Origin of the sequence: Tardiphaga sp. 619_E2_N8_4, from assembly GCF_051810905.1 — a bacterium.
In the GTDB taxonomy this organism is placed as follows: Bacteria; Pseudomonadota; Alphaproteobacteria; order Rhizobiales; family Xanthobacteraceae; genus Tardiphaga; species Tardiphaga robiniae.
Map to the genome: position 1 here is coordinate 754,371 of NZ_JBPWQJ010000001.1, position 18,167 is coordinate 772,537.

Annotated in this window: 18 protein-coding genes; 12 read left to right on the forward strand and 6 right to left on the reverse strand. The window is 62.3% G+C overall.

From position 1 onward, the window contains the following. Positions 1 to 27: 27 nt before the first annotated feature. Complete coding sequence (locus AB8A23_RS03540) at positions 28 to 1,653, reverse strand: ABC-F family ATP-binding cassette domain-containing protein (protein WP_175369548.1); 1,626 nt, start codon at positions 1,651 to 1,653, stop codon at positions 28 to 30. 89 nt (positions 1,654 to 1,742) lie between these two features. Continuing rightward, positions 1,743 to 2,651 carry a LysR family transcriptional regulator gene (locus tag AB8A23_RS03545; protein ID WP_175369547.1) on the reverse strand — a complete coding sequence of 303 codons (909 nt, stop codon included), beginning with the start codon at positions 2,649 to 2,651 and terminating at the stop codon, positions 1,743 to 1,745. A 166-nt stretch (positions 2,652 to 2,817) separates the two neighbouring features. Here AB8A23_RS03545 and AB8A23_RS03550 point away from each other — a divergent pair, with 166 nt between their 5' ends. From AB8A23_RS03550 to AB8A23_RS03560, 3 genes are all read left to right on the forward strand, one after another. Next, positions 2,818 to 3,870, forward strand: coding sequence for an ABC transporter substrate-binding protein (locus tag AB8A23_RS03550; protein WP_439060411.1), 1,053 nt, complete (start codon positions 2,818 to 2,820; stop codon positions 3,868 to 3,870). Continuing rightward, positions 3,870 to 5,327 carry an amidohydrolase family protein gene (locus AB8A23_RS03555; RefSeq protein WP_439060410.1) on the forward strand — a complete coding sequence of 486 codons (1,458 nt, stop codon included), beginning with the start codon at positions 3,870 to 3,872 and terminating at the stop codon, positions 5,325 to 5,327. The genes AB8A23_RS03550 and AB8A23_RS03555 overlap by 1 nt, the downstream gene beginning before the upstream one ends. 206 nt (positions 5,328 to 5,533) lie before the next feature. Then, positions 5,534 to 6,583, forward strand: coding sequence for an ABC transporter substrate-binding protein (locus tag AB8A23_RS03560; protein ID WP_439060409.1), 1,050 nt, complete (start codon positions 5,534 to 5,536; stop codon positions 6,581 to 6,583). A gap of 38 nt (positions 6,584 to 6,621) precedes the next feature. Here the strand turns inward: AB8A23_RS03560 and AB8A23_RS03565 are convergent, their stop codons facing one another. After that, positions 6,622 to 6,774, reverse strand: a complete 153-nt coding sequence (locus tag AB8A23_RS03565; RefSeq protein ID WP_439060408.1) for a hypothetical protein — start codon at positions 6,772 to 6,774, stop codon at positions 6,622 to 6,624. Between AB8A23_RS03565 and AB8A23_RS03570 the strand changes: the two genes are divergently transcribed. From AB8A23_RS03570 to AB8A23_RS03590, 5 genes are read left to right on the forward strand one after another with little or no spacing between them, the layout of a single operon-like run. Further along, a complete protein-coding gene (locus AB8A23_RS03570; RefSeq protein ID WP_439060407.1) occupies positions 6,773 to 7,567 on the forward strand; it encodes an SDR family NAD(P)-dependent oxidoreductase in 795 nt (264 codons plus the stop codon). The two genes, AB8A23_RS03565 and AB8A23_RS03570, sit on opposite strands and share 2 nt — an antisense overlap. Positions 7,568 to 7,581: 14 nt before the next feature. After that, complete coding sequence (allB, locus tag AB8A23_RS03575; protein WP_439060406.1) at positions 7,582 to 9,009, forward strand: allantoinase AllB; 1,428 nt, start codon at positions 7,582 to 7,584, stop codon at positions 9,007 to 9,009. Between the two features lie 4 nt (positions 9,010 to 9,013). Further along, on the forward strand, positions 9,014 to 9,856 hold the full coding sequence (locus AB8A23_RS03580; RefSeq protein ID WP_439060405.1) for an ABC transporter ATP-binding protein: 843 nt from the start codon (positions 9,014 to 9,016) through the stop codon (positions 9,854 to 9,856). Next, a complete protein-coding gene (locus tag AB8A23_RS03585) occupies positions 9,853 to 10,629 on the forward strand; it encodes an ABC transporter permease (RefSeq protein ID WP_068737726.1) in 777 nt (258 codons plus the stop codon). The genes AB8A23_RS03580 and AB8A23_RS03585 overlap by 4 nt, the downstream gene beginning before the upstream one ends. A gap of 14 nt (positions 10,630 to 10,643) precedes the next feature. Next, positions 10,644 to 11,591 (forward strand): acetamidase/formamidase family protein, encoded by a 948-nt coding sequence (locus AB8A23_RS03590; protein ID WP_439060404.1) that lies wholly within the window; start codon positions 10,644 to 10,646, stop codon positions 11,589 to 11,591. On the opposite strand, the gene AB8A23_RS03595 is transcribed toward AB8A23_RS03590, so the two are convergent. From AB8A23_RS03595 to AB8A23_RS03605, 3 genes are all read right to left on the reverse strand, one after another. After that, positions 11,588 to 12,607 (reverse strand): carbon-nitrogen hydrolase family protein, encoded by a 1,020-nt coding sequence (locus AB8A23_RS03595; RefSeq protein WP_439060403.1) that lies wholly within the window; start codon positions 12,605 to 12,607, stop codon positions 11,588 to 11,590. The genes AB8A23_RS03590 and AB8A23_RS03595 overlap by 4 nt on opposite strands. A gap of 189 nt (positions 12,608 to 12,796) precedes the next feature. Beyond that, positions 12,797 to 13,111: a hypothetical protein gene (locus AB8A23_RS03600; protein WP_439060402.1), complete on the reverse strand. Its 315-nt coding sequence runs from the start codon at positions 13,109 to 13,111 to the stop codon at positions 12,797 to 12,799. Positions 13,112 to 13,243: 132 nt separating this feature from the next. Further along, on the reverse strand, positions 13,244 to 13,801 hold the full coding sequence (locus tag AB8A23_RS03605) for a helix-turn-helix domain-containing protein (protein ID WP_439060401.1): 558 nt from the start codon (positions 13,799 to 13,801) through the stop codon (positions 13,244 to 13,246). A 266-nt stretch (positions 13,802 to 14,067) separates the two neighbouring features. On the opposite strand from AB8A23_RS03605, the gene AB8A23_RS03610 reads away from it, so the two are divergent. The 4 genes from AB8A23_RS03610 (at position 14,068) to AB8A23_RS03625 (ending at position 18,113) form a co-directional block, all read left to right on the forward strand. Beyond that, positions 14,068 to 15,573, forward strand: coding sequence for a sensor histidine kinase (locus AB8A23_RS03610; protein ID WP_439060400.1), 1,506 nt, complete (start codon positions 14,068 to 14,070; stop codon positions 15,571 to 15,573). Beyond that, on the forward strand, positions 15,566 to 16,207 hold the full coding sequence (locus AB8A23_RS03615) for a response regulator transcription factor (protein WP_439060399.1): 642 nt from the start codon (positions 15,566 to 15,568) through the stop codon (positions 16,205 to 16,207). The genes AB8A23_RS03610 and AB8A23_RS03615 overlap by 8 nt, the downstream gene beginning before the upstream one ends. Before the next feature lie 99 nt (positions 16,208 to 16,306). Further along, positions 16,307 to 16,672 carry a response regulator transcription factor gene (locus AB8A23_RS03620; protein ID WP_176454687.1) on the forward strand — a complete coding sequence of 122 codons (366 nt, stop codon included), beginning with the start codon at positions 16,307 to 16,309 and terminating at the stop codon, positions 16,670 to 16,672. A gap of 136 nt (positions 16,673 to 16,808) precedes the next feature. Then, positions 16,809 to 18,113: a PQQ-dependent sugar dehydrogenase gene (locus AB8A23_RS03625; RefSeq protein ID WP_439060398.1), complete on the forward strand. Its 1,305-nt coding sequence runs from the start codon at positions 16,809 to 16,811 to the stop codon at positions 18,111 to 18,113. Positions 18,114 to 18,167 lie beyond the last annotated feature (54 nt).

Genomic DNA, 18,167 nt, shown 5'->3' on the forward strand with positions numbered 1-18,167 from the left:
CTTGCGGGGCGTAGGAAACAGGCGCGCTTAATTCGGATGCAAACCCGGCGCTTCCTGGCCGGTACGTTCGACATATTCAGTATAGCCGCCGCCATATTGCTGGATGCCGTCCGGGGTCAGTTCGAGCACGCGGTTCGACAGCGCCGCGAGGAAGTGGCGGTCATGCGACACGAACAGCATGGTGCCTTCGTAATCGCCGAGCGCCTTGATCAGCATTTCCTTGGTGGCCATGTCCAGATGGTTGGTCGGCTCGTCGAGCACCAGGAAATTCGGCGGATCGAACAGCATCTTGGCCATCACCAGACGCGCCTTCTCGCCGCCTGACAACACGCGGCAGCGCTTCTCGACATCGTCACCGGAGAAGCCGAAGCAGCCGGCGAGCGCACGCAGCGTACCCTGCCCGGCCTGCGGGAATGAGTCTTCGAGATTCTGGAAGATCGTGCGCTCGCCATCCAGCAGATCCATCGCGTGCTGCGCGAAGTAACCGAGCTTGACGCTGCCGCCGATGGTGACGTTGCCGTTGTCCGGCTCGGCCGCGCCGGTCACGAGCTTCAACAGTGTCGACTTGCCGGCGCCGTTGATACCCATCACCGCCCAGCGTTCTTTACGACGCACCGAGAAGTCCAGCCCTTCATAGATGGTACGGCTGCCATAGGCCTTGTGGATGTTCTTCAGGCTGACGACGTCTTCGCCCGAACGCGGCGCCGGCAGGAAGTCGAATGACACGACCTCGCGGCGCTTCGGCGGCTCGACGCGCTCGATCTTGTCGAGCTTCTTGACGCGGCTCTGCACCTGCGCGGCATGCGAGGCGCGGGCCTTGAAGCGTTCGATGAACTTGATTTCCTTGGCCAGCATCGCCTGCTGGCGCTCGAATTGCGCCTGCTGCTGCTTCTCGTTCATGGCGCGCTGCGCTTCGTAGAATTCGTAATCGCCGGAATAGGACGTCAGCGAGCCCGCATCGATCTCCATGATCTTGGTGACGATGCGGTTCATGAATTCGCGGTCATGCGAGGTCATGAGTAGCGCGCCCTCGTAGCCCTTCAGGAACCCTTCGAGCCAGATCAGGCTTTCGAGGTCGAGATGGTTCGAGGGTTCGTCGAGCAGCATCACGTCGGGGCGCATCAACAGAATGCGTGCCAGCGCGACGCGCATCTTCCAGCCGCCAGACAGTTTGCCGACATCGCCGTCCATCATTTCCTGCGTGAATGAGAGACCGGCGAGTACTTCGCGGGCGCGGCCTTCCAGCGCATAACCGTCGAGTTCCTCGAAGCGGGCCTGGACCTCACCGTAGCGCTCGATGATTGTGTCCATATTGTCGGCCTGGTCCGGATCGGCCATGGCCGTTTCCAGTTCCTTCAGTTCGGTCGCGACCACGCTGACGGGGCCGGCGCCCTCCATCACCTCGGCAACGGCGCTATGGCCCGCCATTTCGCCGACATCCTGGCTGAAATAGCCGATGGTGACGCCGCGCTCGACCACCACTTGCCCCTCGTCGGGCAGTTCGCGGCCGGTGACCATGCGGAACAGGGTCGTCTTGCCGGAACCGTTGGGCCCAACCAGACCGATCTTCTCACCCTTCAGCAGCGCGCCGGCGGCTTCGATGAAGACGATCTGATGACCGTTCTGCTTGCTGATATTGTCGAGGCGGATCATGGGAACTACGGGCTCACGAGACAGGGATTGAGGCCTGCCAATAAGGCATCCGGCCCGCCCAAGGAAGGATATTTTGCACCGCAAAAGAGCTAAGTGCCTGCCCGCATCTCGCTCAGGCTCTTCATCAGGATTTCCGCGAAAGTCGCCGCGGCTACCGGTAGTGTGCGACCGCGCAGCTGGCACAGCACTAGATCGGCGGTGGGCACATCGCGGGTATCGATCGGGCGGCCGACCAGCCCCATGCCGAGGTTCCCGGTGGGGGCTCCGATCTCGATCTGGAACGAGATCATGTTGCAGCGGAACACCAGCCCGCGCAGCATCTCGAAGGAGTTTGATTCCGCGAGCATGTTGAGGCGCAGATCGCGCCGGGTCGTGACCTCATCGAGAATCTGGCGGCCGCTCAAAGTCCGATCTGGCAGGGCTGCGGGATAATCGACACAATCGGAGAGGCGCAGCATCTTCTTGGCTGCCAGCGGATGATCCGAGCGGGTGATCACCACAAGACGCTGGGGAAGGCTGGCGATGACGCGCAGTGACGGCCACATCGCCGGACGATGCACCAGAGCGAGATCGACGTCGTAAGCCGCCAGCGCGGCCAGCGCGCGCTCGTGATCCATCACCTTGAGGTCGAACACCACTTTCGGATGCTTCTTCTGGAACGCAGCGACGCGCAGCGCCAGAAAATCCAGCGCCAGCGCCTGGCTGCAGGCGATCTGGATCGGACCGCGCCGCAGACCTCTGAGATCCTCGACCTGCGATCTCATCCGCTCGGCATCGGCAATCTGGCTGCGCGCGTAGCGCACGAACATCTCGCCGGCGGTGGTCAGCTTCACGCCCCGCGGCCGGCGCTCGAACAAAGGCGTGCCGATTTCGGCTTCGAGGTCCTGAATGCGCCGGTTCATCGCGGAAGGCGTCAAGTTGAGCAGTTCCGCGGCGCGGCGGATCGAGCCGGTGCGGGCCACTTCGACCACATGGGTCAGCAACCTCAGATGCCTCATTGCCCCTCGCTTCTCAAGTGATGCCTTTTTCACACCGGTCCCTGGAAAAGATAGCAGCAGATGTGACCACTCGAATAGGCCTATCCTGATTCACACAGGAAGATAGTCGCGAGAGCGACGTCGCCCACCGACCAATCATGTCACGTTTCGCAACAGGAAAGCATCGATGACCGAACGCCGGGCACTTCGTGGATTACTGACGCTCGTATTAGCCTTGGGCGTAGCCGCAGGAACCTTCACTCTTGCCCAGGCTGCCGGGCCAACCAAGATCAAGTTTACCCTCGACTGGAAAATCCAGGGTCTGCATGCGTGGTACTACTGGGCGAAGGCCAAAGGGTACTTCAAAGATGAAAATCTCGACGTGACGATCGATCAGGGCGAAGGCTCGGCGGCGACCGTTACGCGGATCATGTCGGGCGCTTATGATGCCGGCTTCGGCGATATCAACGCCATCATTCAGAACGCCGCCACCAAGCCGGACGATGCACCGGTGATGGTCTACATGATCTATAACAAGACGCCGTTCGCGCTGCTCAGCAAGGCGGATGGACCGATCAAAACTCTCAAGAATCTCGAGGGATCCAAGCTTGCCTCGCCTTCCGGCAGTGCGTCGCTGAAATTACTGCCGCTGCTCGCCAAGCAGAACGGCATCGATTACAGCAAGATCAGCATTTTGCAGGTTTCGCCGGCCTTGCAGGAACAAATGCTGCTGCAGGGCCAAGTGGATTCAATCGCGGTGTTCGCGGCCACCAGCTATCTCAACCTGGTGTCGCTCAAGGTCGATCCCGACAAGGACTTCCGCTGGAATTTTTATTCTGACGCCGGCCTCGACCTCTATTCCAACGGCGTAATGGTGTCGCAGAAGCTGCTGAAGGAACATCCGGAGGCGGTGAAAGGTCTGCTGCGCGCCATTAACCGCTCGATCAAGGAAACCGTCCAGGCACCGGACGCCGCCATCGACCTGCTCGCCACCGAGGAACCGCTGATCAAGAAGGATATCGAGAAGCGGCGCCTGACCTACGTTTACAACAACTTCATCAACACGCCAGAGGTCGGGGATCTGGGCCTCGGCGAGCTCGATCAGAAGCGCCTGACTTCAGCGATCTCCACCATCGTCACCTCGTTCGAACTGCCGCGAACACCGAAGCCCGACGACGTGTTCAACGATACGTTCCTGCCGGCCAAGCCCGACCGGATGCCCCCGACCATCGCGCCGTAATGACAACGGCTCGCTCCACCGGCGCGCCGCGTCGCATCACCTGCGCTCATGTGCTTGGCCCGGACGGGCCGATGCCCGGCGCGCAGGTGATCGCGCTGCACGACGGCAAGATCCAGTCGATCGCGCGGACAACTGAAGCAGCAGAGCCGATCATGGCGCTGCCCGCTTTGGTCAATGCCCACGACCACGGCCGCGCGGTCCGCACCAGCTCCATCGGCGCCGACGCCAAGCCGCTGGAGTCCTGGATCCACTATCTTGCATTGTTTCCTGCGGTCGATCCCTATGTAGCGGCCTGCGTCGCGTTCGCCAGCAGCGCGCTGGGCGGTGCCGGTATCGTCATGAACCATTACACCCGCGTGCAGGGCTTCACTGATCTGCCGACCGAACTGGCCGAGGTATCGCGCGCGGCACGCGATGTCGGCGTGCGCACCGGCCTCGCCGTGGCAATGAGAGATCGCAATCCTTTGGTCTACGGTCCCTCGGAACCTGTGCTAGCAGCGCTGCCGCCGGACGTTCGGGCGGAGATCGCGCAGCGCTTCACGCGTCCGCCGCTGTCACCGCGCGATTACATGACGCTAGTGGACGAGATTGTCTCCGCCGCCGATGGCCCGACATTCGATGTGCAATATGGTCCCAATGGCGTGCAGTGGTGCAGCGACGCGCTGTTGCAGGCGATCGCCGAAGCCTCGGCACGCACCGGCCGCCGTGTCCACATGCATCTGCTCGAGACCAAGTATCAACGCCAGTGGTGTGACGCCAATTATCCTGGCGGCGTAGTCCACATGCTGGACGAGATCGGTCTGCTGTCCCCGCGGCTGACGCTGGCACATTGCGTCTGGGCCCGGCGCGATGAACTCGAACTCCTGGCCGAACGCGGCGTCGTCATTTCGGTCAATACCAGCTCCAACCTGCATCTGCATTCGGGCCTAGCACCCATGACCCGAATGTGGACCGCCGGATGCCGGGTCGCCCTCGGCATCGACGGCAAAGCATTCGACGACGACAACGATGCACTGCGCGAGCTCCGATTGTCACATCTGCTTCATTCCGGCAGCGGTTTCGATCAAGTCGTGACCCGCCACCGGGCGCTGCATGAGAGCGTAAGCAACGGCCGCTTCGCCGTTACTAATATCGTCAGCGACGGCGGCCTGCGCGACCGCGCCGATGCGGACATGCTGCTGCTGGACTGGAACGCCCTCAACGACGACGCGCTGCGCAGCGATCTCGACCCGATCAATCTCCTGTTCTCGCGGGCAACCGCGCGCCATATCCGGGAGGTGATCGTCGCAGGCCACACGATCGTACGCGATGGGCATGTCACCGGGATCGACTTCACGGCCGCGCGGCAGGAGATTCTGGCTCAGATGCGCGCCGGCCTGCCCTCTGGCCAGAACCTGGCTGGGGCCCTCGCCGCGCTCGACGGCGTGATTGCCGCAAGCTTTTGCGGATGCTGCTGACGTGCCTGCGCCTCGCGGTTCTGCAAGCGCCGGCCCGAACAACGCGTTATCTGGACGATTCCGGTGAGGCCTTTTTTGCACCGCTTAAGCAAAAAGATAGCAGCAGATAAGCGCACTCGGATAGGCTTAACTTGTTCCTGAGGGCGGCCGCAGGCAGAGACACCCCACCGGCCGATCGTGTCACTCTTCTCAACAGGAACACACCGATGACCGGACGCCATGCATTTCGTGGATTGCAGACGCTTGCCCTGACACTGATCGTGACGGCCGGATCGTTTGTCGCCGCGCAGGCCGACACCAAGATCAAGACGGTCCTGAACTGGAAGTATGAAGGTCCGCAGGGCATGTTCTTCCTGGCGCAGGATCGCGGCTACTTCAAAGCTGAAGGCCTCGACGTCAGTTTCGACCAGGGTAACGGCTCTGGTGCGGCCGTGCCGCAGGTCGCCAACGGGGCCTATGACATGGGGTTCGGCGACATCAATGCGCTGATCGAACTTGCCGCCAGGAAGCCGGACGAAGCGCCGATCGGCGTCTACCAGATGTACAACCGCCCGCCCTTCACGGTGGCGGTGAAAGCCGACAGCCCAATCAAGACCCCCGCCGATTTCGTTGGACGCAAGCTCGGCGGTGCGGCCAACGACGGCGCGCTGAAGCTATTCCCGGCGCTCTGCGCGGCGACCAAGATCGACTGCAGCAAGGTCGAGGTTACCAACATGCAGCCGAATCTGCGCGAACAGATGCTGATGAAGGATCAGGTCGATGGCGTGTTCGGCTACATCACCACCATCCGCTTCAGCGCCAGGCTGATCGGCATCGATCCTGAAAAAGAGATTCGCTTCATCAAGTTCGGGGACTACGGCATGGATCTGTATTCCAACGCCATCATTGTCTCGCGCAAGTTTGCCAAGGAAAACCCCGACGCCGTGAAGGGCTTCCTCAAGGCGCTCAACCGCGGCGTCAAGGATGCCATGGCCGATCCCAAAGCCGCCATCGAGGCGGTGCAGAAGCGCGAACCGCTGATCAAGCCGGACATCGAACGCGCGCGCCTGGAAGCCACGCTGTCCGACGAAATGACTTCGCCGGAAATTTCAAAGATTGGCCATGGCGACATCAGCGACGAGCGCATGAGCAAGGCGATCGATATTCTCGTTAGCGCCAAGGAACTGCCACGCACGCCGAAGGTCGGCGACGTATTCGACCGCAGCTTCATGCCGCCGCTGGCCGATCGCCCAACGGCCATCAAGGCCGCGATGTAACGACGAACCGGCCCCTCAGCATCATCACCTCTCAACCGTCATTGCGAGCCCTGGCGAATTGGCGAAGCCAATTCGTTGGGCGAAACAATCCAGTCTTCTTCCGTTCGTGGCTTCTGGATTGCCGCGTCGCCTTCGCTCCTTGCAATCACGTCGAGGGGCCAGAGCAAACGACCCAAGAAAGATAACACCATGAAACTCTCCCTCGAAAACCGCGTCGTCATGATCACAGGCCCCGCCAAGGGTATGGGCGCCTCCATCACCCACGCCTTTGCCGAACAAGGCTGCAAGCTGGCGCTGCTGGGCCGCGATACCTCTGCGATCGAGCCGGTTGCCGCCGAGGTGAAAGCCAAGGGCGGCGAGGTGATCGTCATTCCCTGCGATCTCACGAAGTCCGAGCAATGCGAGGCCGCGGCGGAGAAGACCAAGGCGGCGTTCGGCGGGCGCATCGACATTCTTGTCAATGTCGCCGGCGGCTCCGGCCCGATCGGCAAAACGGGGGTGCAAACCACGCCGGAGGAGTTCGACGAGATCGTCACGCTCAATATGAACGGTTGCTTCCACTCCATGCGCGCGGCACTGCCGACCATGATCGATCAGCGCTACGGCAAGATCGTCAATGTTGGCGGCACCTTCGGCATGCGCGGCCGCGCCGGCCGCATGGCCTACTCGGCCTCGAAATGGGGTCTGCGCGGCATCACCAAGAGCTTCGCGCTCGAGGTCGGCCCGCACAACATCAACGTCAATTGCGTGGCGCCTGGCATGGTCGATGGCCCGCGCTTTCGCGACAAGGTCTGCCGCGACATGGCGCTGAAGCTCGGCATCACCGAACAGGAAGCCGCCGAGCGCCACGCGATGGACTACGCGCTGCGCCGCGTCACCGTCGATGCCGACGTAGCCAATGCCTGCCTGTTTCTGGCCAGCGACGTCTCGCGCCAGATTACCGGCGTCGACCTGCCGGTCGATGGCGGTTGGGCAATGCTGTGAGCGAGGGGGCTAACATGGGCGACAAGGTTGATTTGGTCATCAATGGCGGCACCATCGTATCGCCCGATGCAAGTTACAGGGCTAGCATCGCCATCAAGGACGGCGTGATCCACGCCATCGGCGCGCCGGAGGCGATGCCGCCGGCGACGCAGATACTCGACGCCACGGGCCTTCATGTTCTGCCCGGCGCCATTGACGTGCACGTGCATTTCCGCGATCCCGGCTATCCGCAGAAGGAAGACTTTGCCAGCGGCACCGCCGCCGCGGCCTTTGGCGGCGTCACCACCGTGTTCGACATGCCCAACACGCTGCCGACCATCAACAATGCGGAAGCGCTGGCTGACAAGCACAAGATCGCTTCTGCCAAGGCCTATGTCGACTACGGGCTCTATGCGGTGCTGGGCGAAGACAGCATCGAACATGTCGACGCGCTGATCGATGGCGGCGTGATCGGCTTCAAGCTCTATATGGGCAACACTTTCGGCCGCATCCCCTCGCCGACCACCGGCGCGATGCTGGAAGCCTTCGAAGTGGTGGCCCCGACCGGCAAGCGCATCTCGCTGCATGCCGAGACCAATTCCATCATGGAGCGCCGCGAAGCACGGCTGCGTGCCAGCGGACGCATCGAATCGATCGCGCATCTGGCAGCACGGCCCGCCGTCGTCGCCGTCGAGGCCGTCGCTCGCGCGGCGATCCTCGCCGAATGGACGGGTGCGCGCATCCACGTGCTGCACATTTCCTCCGCTGCCGAATTGCAGCCGCTGGCCGAAGCCAAGGCGCGGGGCGTCGACATTACCGGCGAGACCTGCCCGCAATATCTGCTGCTGTCGGAGACCGATTACGAAAAATTCGGCGGCGTCGTGCGCGTCAATCCGCCGGTGCGCGAGAAGCCCAACCAGCAGCCGCTGTGGAACGCGCTGATGGATGGCACGATCGACATGATCGCCACCGACCATGCGCCACATGCACCGGACGAGAAGACCCGGCCGGACATCTGGACGGTCGACTGCGGCTTTCCCGGCGTCGAGACCCAGATGCCGCTGATGCTGACCGAGATCAACAAGGGCCGCGCCACCATCAACGACTACGTGCGCTGGAGCGCCGAGAGCCCCGCCAAAATCTGGGGCCTGTATCCACGCAAGGGTACGCTGACGGTGGGGTCCGATGCCGATATCGCCATCGTCGACCTCAAGCGCGAATGGACCGTCGACGACGCGATGATCCAGTCGCGCGCGAAGATTTCGCCGTGGCATGGCCGCAAGGCCTCGGCACTGCCGATCCATACCATCGTGCGCGGCCGCTTCGTGATGAAGGACCGGATCTTGCAAGAGGAAGCCCGCGGCACCGGGCAATCGGTGCATGCGATCCAGCAGATGCCGCCGGCGATGCCGGCCAACACCGACTCGACCATGGCCGCGATCACCTCCGTGCAGAAAGCCTGACCCAATGAACGCACCGCTCGCCCACCCAAAGCCCCGCGCTGTGGACAATGTGATCGAGCTCGAAAAGGTGCGCGTCACCTTCGGCACGGCGGAGAACGCCGTGACCGCGCTGGCCGAGACGTCGCTACGCATAGACAAGGGCGAATTCGTCGCCCTGGTCGGTCCGTCCGGCTGCGGCAAGTCGACGATTCTGAAACTGGTGGCCGGCACGCTGAATGCGACCCAGGGCAACATGTTCGTTGCCGGCCGCGAAATCGGCGCGGGTGCGGCGCGCATCGGCATGGCGTTCCAGAACCCCACGCTGCTGCCGTGGCTGAATATCCGCGACAATGTCATGCTGCCACTGAAGATCGTGCCGCCGTTCAAGGAACGCTTCAGCGCCAAGCGCAAGACCGAATATCGCGACCGCGTCGAGGCATCGCTCAAGCAGGTCGGCCTCGGCGGCTTCGGCGACAAGTTTCCCTGGCAGCTCTCCGGCGGCATGCAGCAGCGTGCCTCGCTGTGCCGGGCGCTGATTCATGATCCGACCTTGCTGTTGCTCGACGAGCCATTCGGAGCGCTCGATCAGTTCACCCGCGAGGAACTATGGGAGATCATGCAGAACCTGTGGATCGAGAAGCGTCCGACGGTGCTGCTGGTGACTCACGACCTCAAGGAAGCCGCCTATCTGGCGTCGCGCATCTGCGTGATGCAGGCGCGGCCCGGTCGCATCGTCGATGACAGCACGGTGCCGTTCGCGCGGCCGCGCACCATCGACGTGTCGTTCGAGCCGGATTTCGTCACGCTGACCCAGCGCCTGCGCCAGCGCATCGTCGCGGCTCGCGCCGTTCAGGAGATCGTGTCATGAGCGAACGCGTCCGCCGCCAGGTCATGTCCACCGCCTGCATCATCGGCTTCTTCGTACTGTGGGAATTGTTGTGCCTGATGTTCCATGTCTCGGACATCGTGCTGCCGCGGCCGAGCCAGGTGCTTGCGACGCTCTGGACGCGCTTCCCCGCGATCTGGCCGCATGCGCTGCAGACGCTATACACAACCATGGTTGGGTTCGGCTTCGGCATCGCGATCGGCATTCTCCTGGGCATGCTGATCGGCTCGTCGAAGCTGGCCTATGACGTCGCCTATCCGATGCTGGTGGGATTCTCGTCGATCCCGAAAGTCGCGGTGGTGCCGATCTTCGTACTGTGGTTCGGCGCGGGCACCGTGCCGGCAATCCTCACCGCGATGATCATGTGCATCTTCCCGATCGTCGTGAACGTCGCCACCGGCCTTGCGGCGACAGAGCCCGAATTGCAGGATGTCATGAAGACGCTGCGCGCGACCAAGCTGGAAATTCTGTGGAATGTGGGCCTGCCGCGCACCATGCCGTACTTCTTCGCCTCACTGAAGGTGGCTGCGACGCTGGCTTTCGTCGGCACGGTGATTTCGGAGACCGTGGCCTCCAATCGCGGCATCGGCAATCTGATGATGATCGCGTCGTCCAGCTTCGATGTGCCGCTGGTGTTCGCCGGCCTGTTCATTCTGGCTGCATTGGGCGTCGGTTTGTATATTGTGTTCTCGCTGATCGAGGCGCGCGTCACCGGCTGGGCCGTGCGCAGCGACAGTTTCGCCGCCGGCGGCTGAACACAGGACATTCCATGACGCAGACACTGCTTCCGAGCCCGACGACCGTTCATTGGGGTTATTTTGACGCTACGCTGAAGCCGATCGCCACCATCGATCCCGGCGAGACGGTCACGATCACAAGCGTCAGCGGCACGCGCGAGAACCTCCCGACAGAAGCGGGCATGACCATCCGCCCCGAACTTGTCGCCATCCTGGATGCCGTCACGCCAGAACTCGGGCCGCATATCCTCACCGGGCCCGTCGCCGTGCGCGGCGCCCAACCGGGTGACGCATTGCGTGTCGAGATCCTTGATGTCCAGCTCGCGGATGACTGGGGCTACACGCTCTTCAAGCCCGGCATGGGCACGCTGCCCGACGACTTCGACTATTTCCGCCGCGTCCATATCGGACTTGATCGGGCCAATGGCGTGGTGAAGACGCCATGGGGCATCACGCTAAAGGCGCTGCCGTTCTTCGGCGTGATGGGCACCGCGCCGAAACCCGCGGTCGGCCGGGTCAGTACGACGATGCCCTCGCATTTCGGCGGCAATATCGACAACAAGGAGCTCGGCGCAGGCTGCGTTCTCTATCTTCCTGTCTGGACCGAGGGTGGCCTGTTCTCCTGCGGTGACGGTCACGCCGTGCAGGGCGACGGCGAAGTCTGTGTGACCGCCGTCGAAACCGGCCTCACCGGTACGTTCAAGATCGATCTCGTCAAGAATACGCAGTTGGAGGCACCTTATGCCGAGACGAAGGATCATCTCATCTCGATGGCCTTCGATCCCGACCTAGACGAAGCCGCGCGTATCGCGCTCCGCCGGATGGTTAGCATGATCGTCGCACGCACAACGCTGACGCCCGACGATGCCTATATGCTCTGCAGTCTTGCGGCCGATGTCCGCGTCACCCAGCTGGTCAATCTCGACAAGGGCATCCATGTGATGATGCCGCATGCGGTTCTGAACCAGTCGAAGCGCTAAACCGCGCGTTCGGCCGGCTCAAACGCGACCCCTTCGTCGTCGATCTTGTCGACGAAGGTTGCCGGCACCAGGCGCTTGCGATTGATGGTCAGATCGAACACGTCGAAGCGATTGTAGTAACCGACCACGTCGTGAAACTGCTTCGGCTCGATGCAGCGGCGCAGGTCGAATTCGGCATAGGCGATGCCCTCCTCGTCCTGCAGCACGTCGCCAAGTACTTCGCCGGTCGGATCGACGAAGAAGCTGGCGGCGCGCTGCGTGCGATCGATCACATCGACCACATCGGGATCCCGCGCTATCAGGAAGTCGCGCATTGCCTTGTCCATATAACCGGCGGTGACGATGCCGAAGGCCTTGGCCTCGAAGGAATGCGCGCTGGCGCGAATGCGATTGGCGGCGACATTGTTGAAATTGCCACCGCTGCTCGGGCGGCGCGTCGGCCACATCGGCGGCCAGCTCGAAATGTGAATCTGCTCGGCCTGCGCCATCAGCGTATAGCGTGCCAGCGGATTAGTGTTCTCGCCACAGATGAGATTGCCGACACGGCCCACGGGCGTATCGGCGACACGGAGGCCCGCGCCATCACCGGCAGCCCAAACCAGCTTCTCATAGAAGGTCGGCACCAGCTTGCGGTGATGATTGAGAATGTTGCCGTCGGGCCCGATCAGAACATTACTGTTCCAGATCAGGCCGACGCTGACCGGCGAGCTCTCGCTGATGCCCATCGAGACGGTCACGCCAAGCGCCCGCGCCTCGTTGCGCAAGGCGGCCACTTCCGGACCTGCAATCGAGACCGACTGTTCGGCCATCGTCACGAACAGATCGTGATTCTCGATCGGCGCCCATAGGGCTGCCCAGACCGGGAAGGCCGGGATATAGGTTTCAGGAAATGCGATCAGCTGCGCGCCTGCGGCAGCAGCCTCGCGAATGATCGAAATCGCCTTCGCCGTGGTGGCCGCGCGATCGAGAAATATCGGCGCAGCATGGACCGCAGCGACTTTAACCTGTGACGACATCGTCATTCTTCCTCTTGCATCGATGCAGCGATGTCTCAGGCTCGTCGGAAGGCCCCGAAACGTCGCTGAACCATGTTCGGGAAGGAACCTATCCATTCAAGGCCACGGGACCACCGGGCATTTCTGCAACCCGGGCTGCACGGACCACCATGCTTCGAGGATCGACCGGGCCTGGCTGGGCGCCTCGCTTCACCACGTCTGGTTTCGGGAGTTGTCGCCGATGCCGTAGCCATAGCTTGTCGGCGCACTCGCATAGGAATCCATCGGCCGCACCGGCGGAGCAACGGAAGGAACCGTCACGCGAGCGGGAGCATGGACACGCCGCTGCTGTACACGGCGGGCTGCGCTGATGTCGGTGGAGAGCCGGGGATCTCCGATCCAGCGATAGGCCTTGTCGGCTGCCGCCGAGCTCTCCGTCATGGAGTTCAACATCACGAAAGCCACGGACGCGGGCACCAGGAGCCACCGCCGGGCCGATTTCATCATCGTGTTGTGCGCAGACATTTGAGCGATCCTTTCATCATGGTTGAGGTAGCGAGATATCTTCAGGTGGAGCGTCGATGCGAACTATTCGTCAAAGGCGGGGACGATCATGCAAGCGTCCGTGGCCCGTTTCTGGATACTCCTCGAGGAGCATCACTGCTGTGTTGCGAGTGCGGACATCATCATGTTGTCGCGGCGCCAGACGTTGGGACTGGCCCCGGTCGCGCGGCGAAACTGGCGGCACATGTGGGCCTGATCGGAGAAGCCACAATCGATCGCGATCTCGCAGAGTGACTTGCTGCTGGATGTCATCAGCTCCATCGCACGCGTCAGACGGCGGGAGACGATATAGGCATGGGGAGACTGGCCAAAGGTGGTCTTGAACGCATTTGAGAAGTAACCGCAACTCAGGCGAGCGAGACTCGCGAGATCCGATACTTGGATCGCTTCATCCAGATTTGAATCAATGTGGCGCTTGATCCGCTCCGCCTGCCAGCGTGCGAGACCGCCCCTCGCGGGGCTGACGGGCGACGGTTGGGAGGGCGCCTCGAGCAGCGATGCAGCCTGCCTGATGCAGCGAAGAGCCGCACCGACATCCGATCCGATCGCCTGCCGTGCATCTAGCAGGAGCTGGGCGACCGTCGTAGAACTTGCGTCAGACAATACACCGGCAAACGAGTCAGAATTCTGGGACTGTGAATCGAGCAGCATATCGGTCTCCTTTGGGTGGTGAATGCCATCGACATCGCGATGACTTCGACGATCCAAGGATGAGAGATTCCGGCCGCGCTAACCATTCTACGAGAATAGAGATTCAAGAAACGAAGGTAATCCCGCCCTATACCAAGGTTTATTTCGGGCGAGACGCCACAGACTTCGGACGACTTCACCATTCCCTGCAGGACGCACGCCCTGCTTCCTATTTTGCGGCTCAAATGACCAATTCTGATCGGGTGCACCGCCCCTCACAGCTGCCCATGGCCATTGCGACAGCTATCCTTGCTGCGGGTATTTTCGCGTTCGACGCCTTCAGCACGTTCGAGATCGCCGTCGCGGCGCTTTATATCGTCGTGCTGCTGATGGCGCTCCGTTTCACCAATGTCACGGGCATCATCCTGATCGCTCTGGGCTGCATCGGCCTGACAATCCTCGGCTATCTGATCGGCCACGCGAACGACCCCAATGAGGGAGCAATGCTGCGCGGCGCCGTCAGCGCGCTCGCCATTGCCATCGCCGCCGTGCTCTGCGTCCAGATCAGGATGTCGGACGCAAGGCTTCGGCGGAGCGAAGAGCGCTATCGCAACATCTTTCAGGGCACGAGTGTTGCCATCTGGGAGCAGGACTTCACGGAAGCGGCCAATGCCTGCGCGCCGATCCTGCAACAAGGCATTCCCCGATTGCGCGACTATCTCATCGCCAATGAGGGCTTCCTCAAACATTGCCTGTTTCTCGTCCGGACCCTCGACGCAAATGACGCCGCGAAGCAATTGATCGGCGATCTCGACCAGAAGAACGTTCGGCAGTCCTGGGATGCGGCACTTGAGCCGGAGACTTTGGTCGCCTTTCGCGAAATCCTGCTCGCATTTCTTGCGGGAGAAAGCTCATTCACGATTGAAGCGGCCATCCGTGCCGTCAACGGCGAGTTGCGCACTACCATCGTCACGGCAACCTTCCCCACCGATCGGTCTCGCTCCGTCCTGATCAATTCGCTCGATGTCACCGCCAAGATCGCAGCCGAGCAAGCGCTCCAGCAGAGCATCGCAGAACTCACCCGCGTCTCGCGCATCGCGACATTGGGGGCCCTGACGGCATCGATCGGCCATGAGGTCAACCAGCCGCTTGCCGCCGTGGTGACCAATGCGGAGGCCGCCTTGCGCTGGCTGTCGCGGGAGCGGCCCGATCTCGGCGAGACCACGGCCTGCCTCAAGGAAGTCGTGCAGGAGGGCCGCCGGGCCGGCGACATCATTCACCGGCTGAGGTCGCTCGCCGTGAAGGGCGAGTTGGCGCGCGGCCAGGTCGACGTCAACGCTATCGTCACGCAGGTACTGGCGATGGTTCAGCGCGATCTGGCACAGCACCAGATTTCAGCAGTCCTCGACCTGACACCCGATCTGCCCACCATCGTCGGCGACGAGGTGCAGCTTCAGCAGGTGCTGATGAATCTCGTCAACAACGCCGTCCACGCCATGAAGGCGAGTGCGACGAAGGAGCTGAGGGTGTGGTCGGCATTCGATGCGACGCGGGGAATTCTCGTCTCGGTGCGCGATTCAGGATCAGGTATCCCGGACGACCATATGCAACGCCTGTTCGCGCCGTTCTTCACGACAAAGGCCGAGGGAATGGGCATCGGCCTCTCGATCTCCCGATCCATCATCGAGTGGCATCACGGACGCATCTGGGCGGAACGAAACGAGAGTGGTGGAACCACCTTCCATTTCGTGATACCGACGGCCACCGCAGAAGGATCCGGCAACCTTGCCTAACGACGCAGAAGCACCTTTGGTCGTCGTCGTGGACGACGAAGCCGCCATCCGCACTGCGGTTGGCAGTCTGCTGCGCTCGGTCGGATATGAAGTCAGCTTCGCCTCCTCGGCGGTCGAGCTTCTCGAGAGCGACATTCTCACCAGGGCCAGCTGCCTTGTCCTCGATATTCGGCTGCCGATCGTCAGCGGCCTTGATTTCCAGAAGCGCCTGGCCGATCTCGGCGGCAATACGCCCATCGTCTTCATGACCGGCCATGCCGATGTGCCGATGACGGTGCGCGCCATGAAGGCCGGAGCCGTCGATTTTCTCGCCAAGCCGTTTCGCGATCAGGAAATGCTCGATGCCGTCGCCGGCGCGGTGGAGCGCGACCGCAAGGCGCGGCAAGAGCGCGATGGACTGGCCGATATCAAGGAGCGTTTCGGCACTTTGAGTGCGCGGGAACGCGAGGTGATGGAATTTGCCACCGCTGGGCTGCTGAACAAACAGATCGCCGCAAAGCTGAACCTCAGCGAAATTACGGTTAAGATCCACCGCGGCAAGATGATGAAGAAGATGGATGCGAAATCCTTCGCCTCTCTGGTGCGCATGGCCGAGGCCATCGGCATGAAACCAGCCCCGAGTACCTCCCGATAAACCTCAGTATGATTTCACTACACGGCGTTATTTGACAATATCCTAGGCGAAACGGCTCAACACTGGGGTCGCTGTCAAAGCCGCCGTGTGGAGATTGCGTTGAACTCTGAACATGCCATTGCCATCATCGACGATTCCTCGTCGGTTCGCCGCGCGCTTGAAAGCCTGCTGCGATCGCTGGGCTTTGTCGTCCTCAGCTTCGAATCCGCCGAAGCGTTTCTGACATCGCCGTCGGTGCTCGCTACGTCATGCGTGGTGACCGACGTCGAAATGCCGGGCCTCACCGGCATCGACCTCTATGAGCGCATGCGCTCGGACAAGAACCAGACGCCGGTCATTTTCATCACGGCCAATTCCGAGCAAAAGGTGCGTCAGCGGCTGGGCAACACGCCCTGCGTCCTCAACAAGCCGTTTGAAGTCGACGAACTAGCCGCCTGCATCAACCAGGCTATCGCGACACCATAGCAGCGCTGATCTTCCCAATATCGATGGCACCGATCCCCCAATAGCGATGGGCTCACATGCCCTATATGCCGTCACGCGGCGGTTTTAACGCGCGCGCGTGTCGGATAGTGTGCGCGCACTTACATGGGGGAATGACATGAGTTTGTCTGGAGTTTTTGCGCGCGTCGTGGCGGTCATCGGCGGCGCGGCGCTGCAGTGGCGCCGCCTGCAGGGCAATACACACGCGCCCGCCTGGGGCAGCGCGCCGGTGGTGCCAGAGGCGAAGCCGCAAGGCGCCATCCCCACATTGAAGATGCCGACTGCCCAGGGATGGGCCGCGGGACAGAAGCCCGAGGTCGCGCCCGGGCTCAGGGTCAATGCCTTTGCCTCCGGCCTAAAACATCCGCGCTGGATCAATGTTTTGCCCAACGGTGACGTCCTCATCGCGGAGGCGACGCAGGTCGCAGGCCCGGTGCGTAACATGTTCGGCTATGCGATGCAGGCGACGATGCGGCGGGCCGCCGCGCTCGGCATCAGCGCCAACCGCATCACGCTGCTGCGCGACCGGGACGGCGACGGCGTCGCCGAGACCAGCCAGACCTTCATGGAGGGGCTGAACCAGCCGTTCGGCATGGCGCTGCTGAACAACACATTCTATGTCGGCAATGTCGATGGCGTGGTGGCCTTCCCCTATGTGGCGGGCGCAGACAGCATCACGGCGCCGGGTAAGAAACTCACCAATTTCAAGTCGGGCGGTCACTGGACGCGGAGCATCCTGCCGAGCCCGGATGGCAGCAAGCTCTATATCGGCGTCGGCTCGCTGAGCAACATCGCCGAAGGCGGCATGGAGGTCGAAGAAGGCCGCGCCGCTGTCTATGAGCTCGATATTGCGACGGGCAAGAGCCGCATCTTCGGCGCCGGATTGCGCAACCCCGTCGGCCTCGCATGGGAGCCGACGACCGGCGCCCTATGGACCGTGGTCAATGAGCGCGACGGCCTCGGCGACGAGACGCCACCGGATTACCTGACCTCGGTGCGCGACGGCGGCTTTTATGGCTGGCCCTATTGCTACTGGGGCAAGACGGTGGATGACCGCGTGCCGCAGGATCCGGCACTGGTGGCCACTGCGATCACCCCCGACTATGCGCTGGGCGGTCACACCGCCTCGCTCGGCCTATGCTGGCTGCCGGCCGGCACACTGCCGGGATTTCCGGACGGCATGGTCATCGGCCAGCACGGCTCATGGAATCGCAGCACGCTCAGCGGCTACAAGGTCGTCTTCATCCCGTTCGTGAACGGCAAGCCGTCCGGCCCGCCGCGGGATATCCTGTCGGGTTTCCTCGCACCCGACGAGAAGGTGTCCTATGGACGCCCTGTCGGCGTCACGCTCACCCCGGACGGCGCGTTGCTGGTGGCCGACGATGTGGGCGACGTGATCTGGCGTGTGACGGCCGCGGCCTAAGGGCGTGGAATAGACCGGCAGGCTCGTGGAGCACGCGTTAGTCGCGCGCTCCAC

What these genes read in the sequence shown, in the direction of transcription:
- AB8A23_RS03625 (WP_439060398.1), top strand. Translation starts at nt 16,809, where the DNA reads ATGAGTTTGTCTGGAGTTTTTGCGCGCGTCGTGGCGGTCATCGGCGGC.
- AB8A23_RS03540 (WP_175369548.1), bottom strand. Translation starts at nt 1,653, where the DNA reads ATGATCCGCCTCGACAATATCAGCAAGCAGAACGGTCATCAGATCGTC.
- AB8A23_RS03560 (WP_439060409.1), top strand. Translation starts at nt 5,534, where the DNA reads ATGACCGGACGCCATGCATTTCGTGGATTGCAGACGCTTGCCCTGACA.
- AB8A23_RS03550 (WP_439060411.1), top strand. Translation starts at nt 2,818, where the DNA reads ATGACCGAACGCCGGGCACTTCGTGGATTACTGACGCTCGTATTAGCC.
- allB (WP_439060406.1), top strand. Translation starts at nt 7,582, where the DNA reads ATGGGCGACAAGGTTGATTTGGTCATCAATGGCGGCACCATCGTATCG.
- AB8A23_RS03600 (WP_439060402.1), bottom strand. Translation starts at nt 13,111, where the DNA reads ATGTCTGCGCACAACACGATGATGAAATCGGCCCGGCGGTGGCTCCTG.
- AB8A23_RS03545 (WP_175369547.1), bottom strand. Translation starts at nt 2,651, where the DNA reads ATGAGGCATCTGAGGTTGCTGACCCATGTGGTCGAAGTGGCCCGCACC.
- AB8A23_RS03605 (WP_439060401.1), bottom strand. Translation starts at nt 13,801, where the DNA reads ATGCTGCTCGATTCACAGTCCCAGAATTCTGACTCGTTTGCCGGTGTA.
- AB8A23_RS03595 (WP_439060403.1), bottom strand. Translation starts at nt 12,607, where the DNA reads ATGTCGTCACAGGTTAAAGTCGCTGCGGTCCATGCTGCGCCGATATTT.
- AB8A23_RS03585 (WP_068737726.1), top strand. Translation starts at nt 9,853, where the DNA reads ATGAGCGAACGCGTCCGCCGCCAGGTCATGTCCACCGCCTGCATCATC.
- AB8A23_RS03555 (WP_439060410.1), top strand. Translation starts at nt 3,870, where the DNA reads ATGACAACGGCTCGCTCCACCGGCGCGCCGCGTCGCATCACCTGCGCT.
- AB8A23_RS03580 (WP_439060405.1), top strand. Translation starts at nt 9,014, where the DNA reads ATGAACGCACCGCTCGCCCACCCAAAGCCCCGCGCTGTGGACAATGTG.
- AB8A23_RS03570 (WP_439060407.1), top strand. Translation starts at nt 6,773, where the DNA reads ATGAAACTCTCCCTCGAAAACCGCGTCGTCATGATCACAGGCCCCGCC.
- AB8A23_RS03565 (WP_439060408.1), bottom strand. Translation starts at nt 6,774, where the DNA reads ATGGTGTTATCTTTCTTGGGTCGTTTGCTCTGGCCCCTCGACGTGATT.
- AB8A23_RS03590 (WP_439060404.1), top strand. Translation starts at nt 10,644, where the DNA reads ATGACGCAGACACTGCTTCCGAGCCCGACGACCGTTCATTGGGGTTAT.
- AB8A23_RS03610 (WP_439060400.1), top strand. Translation starts at nt 14,068, where the DNA reads ATGGCCATTGCGACAGCTATCCTTGCTGCGGGTATTTTCGCGTTCGAC.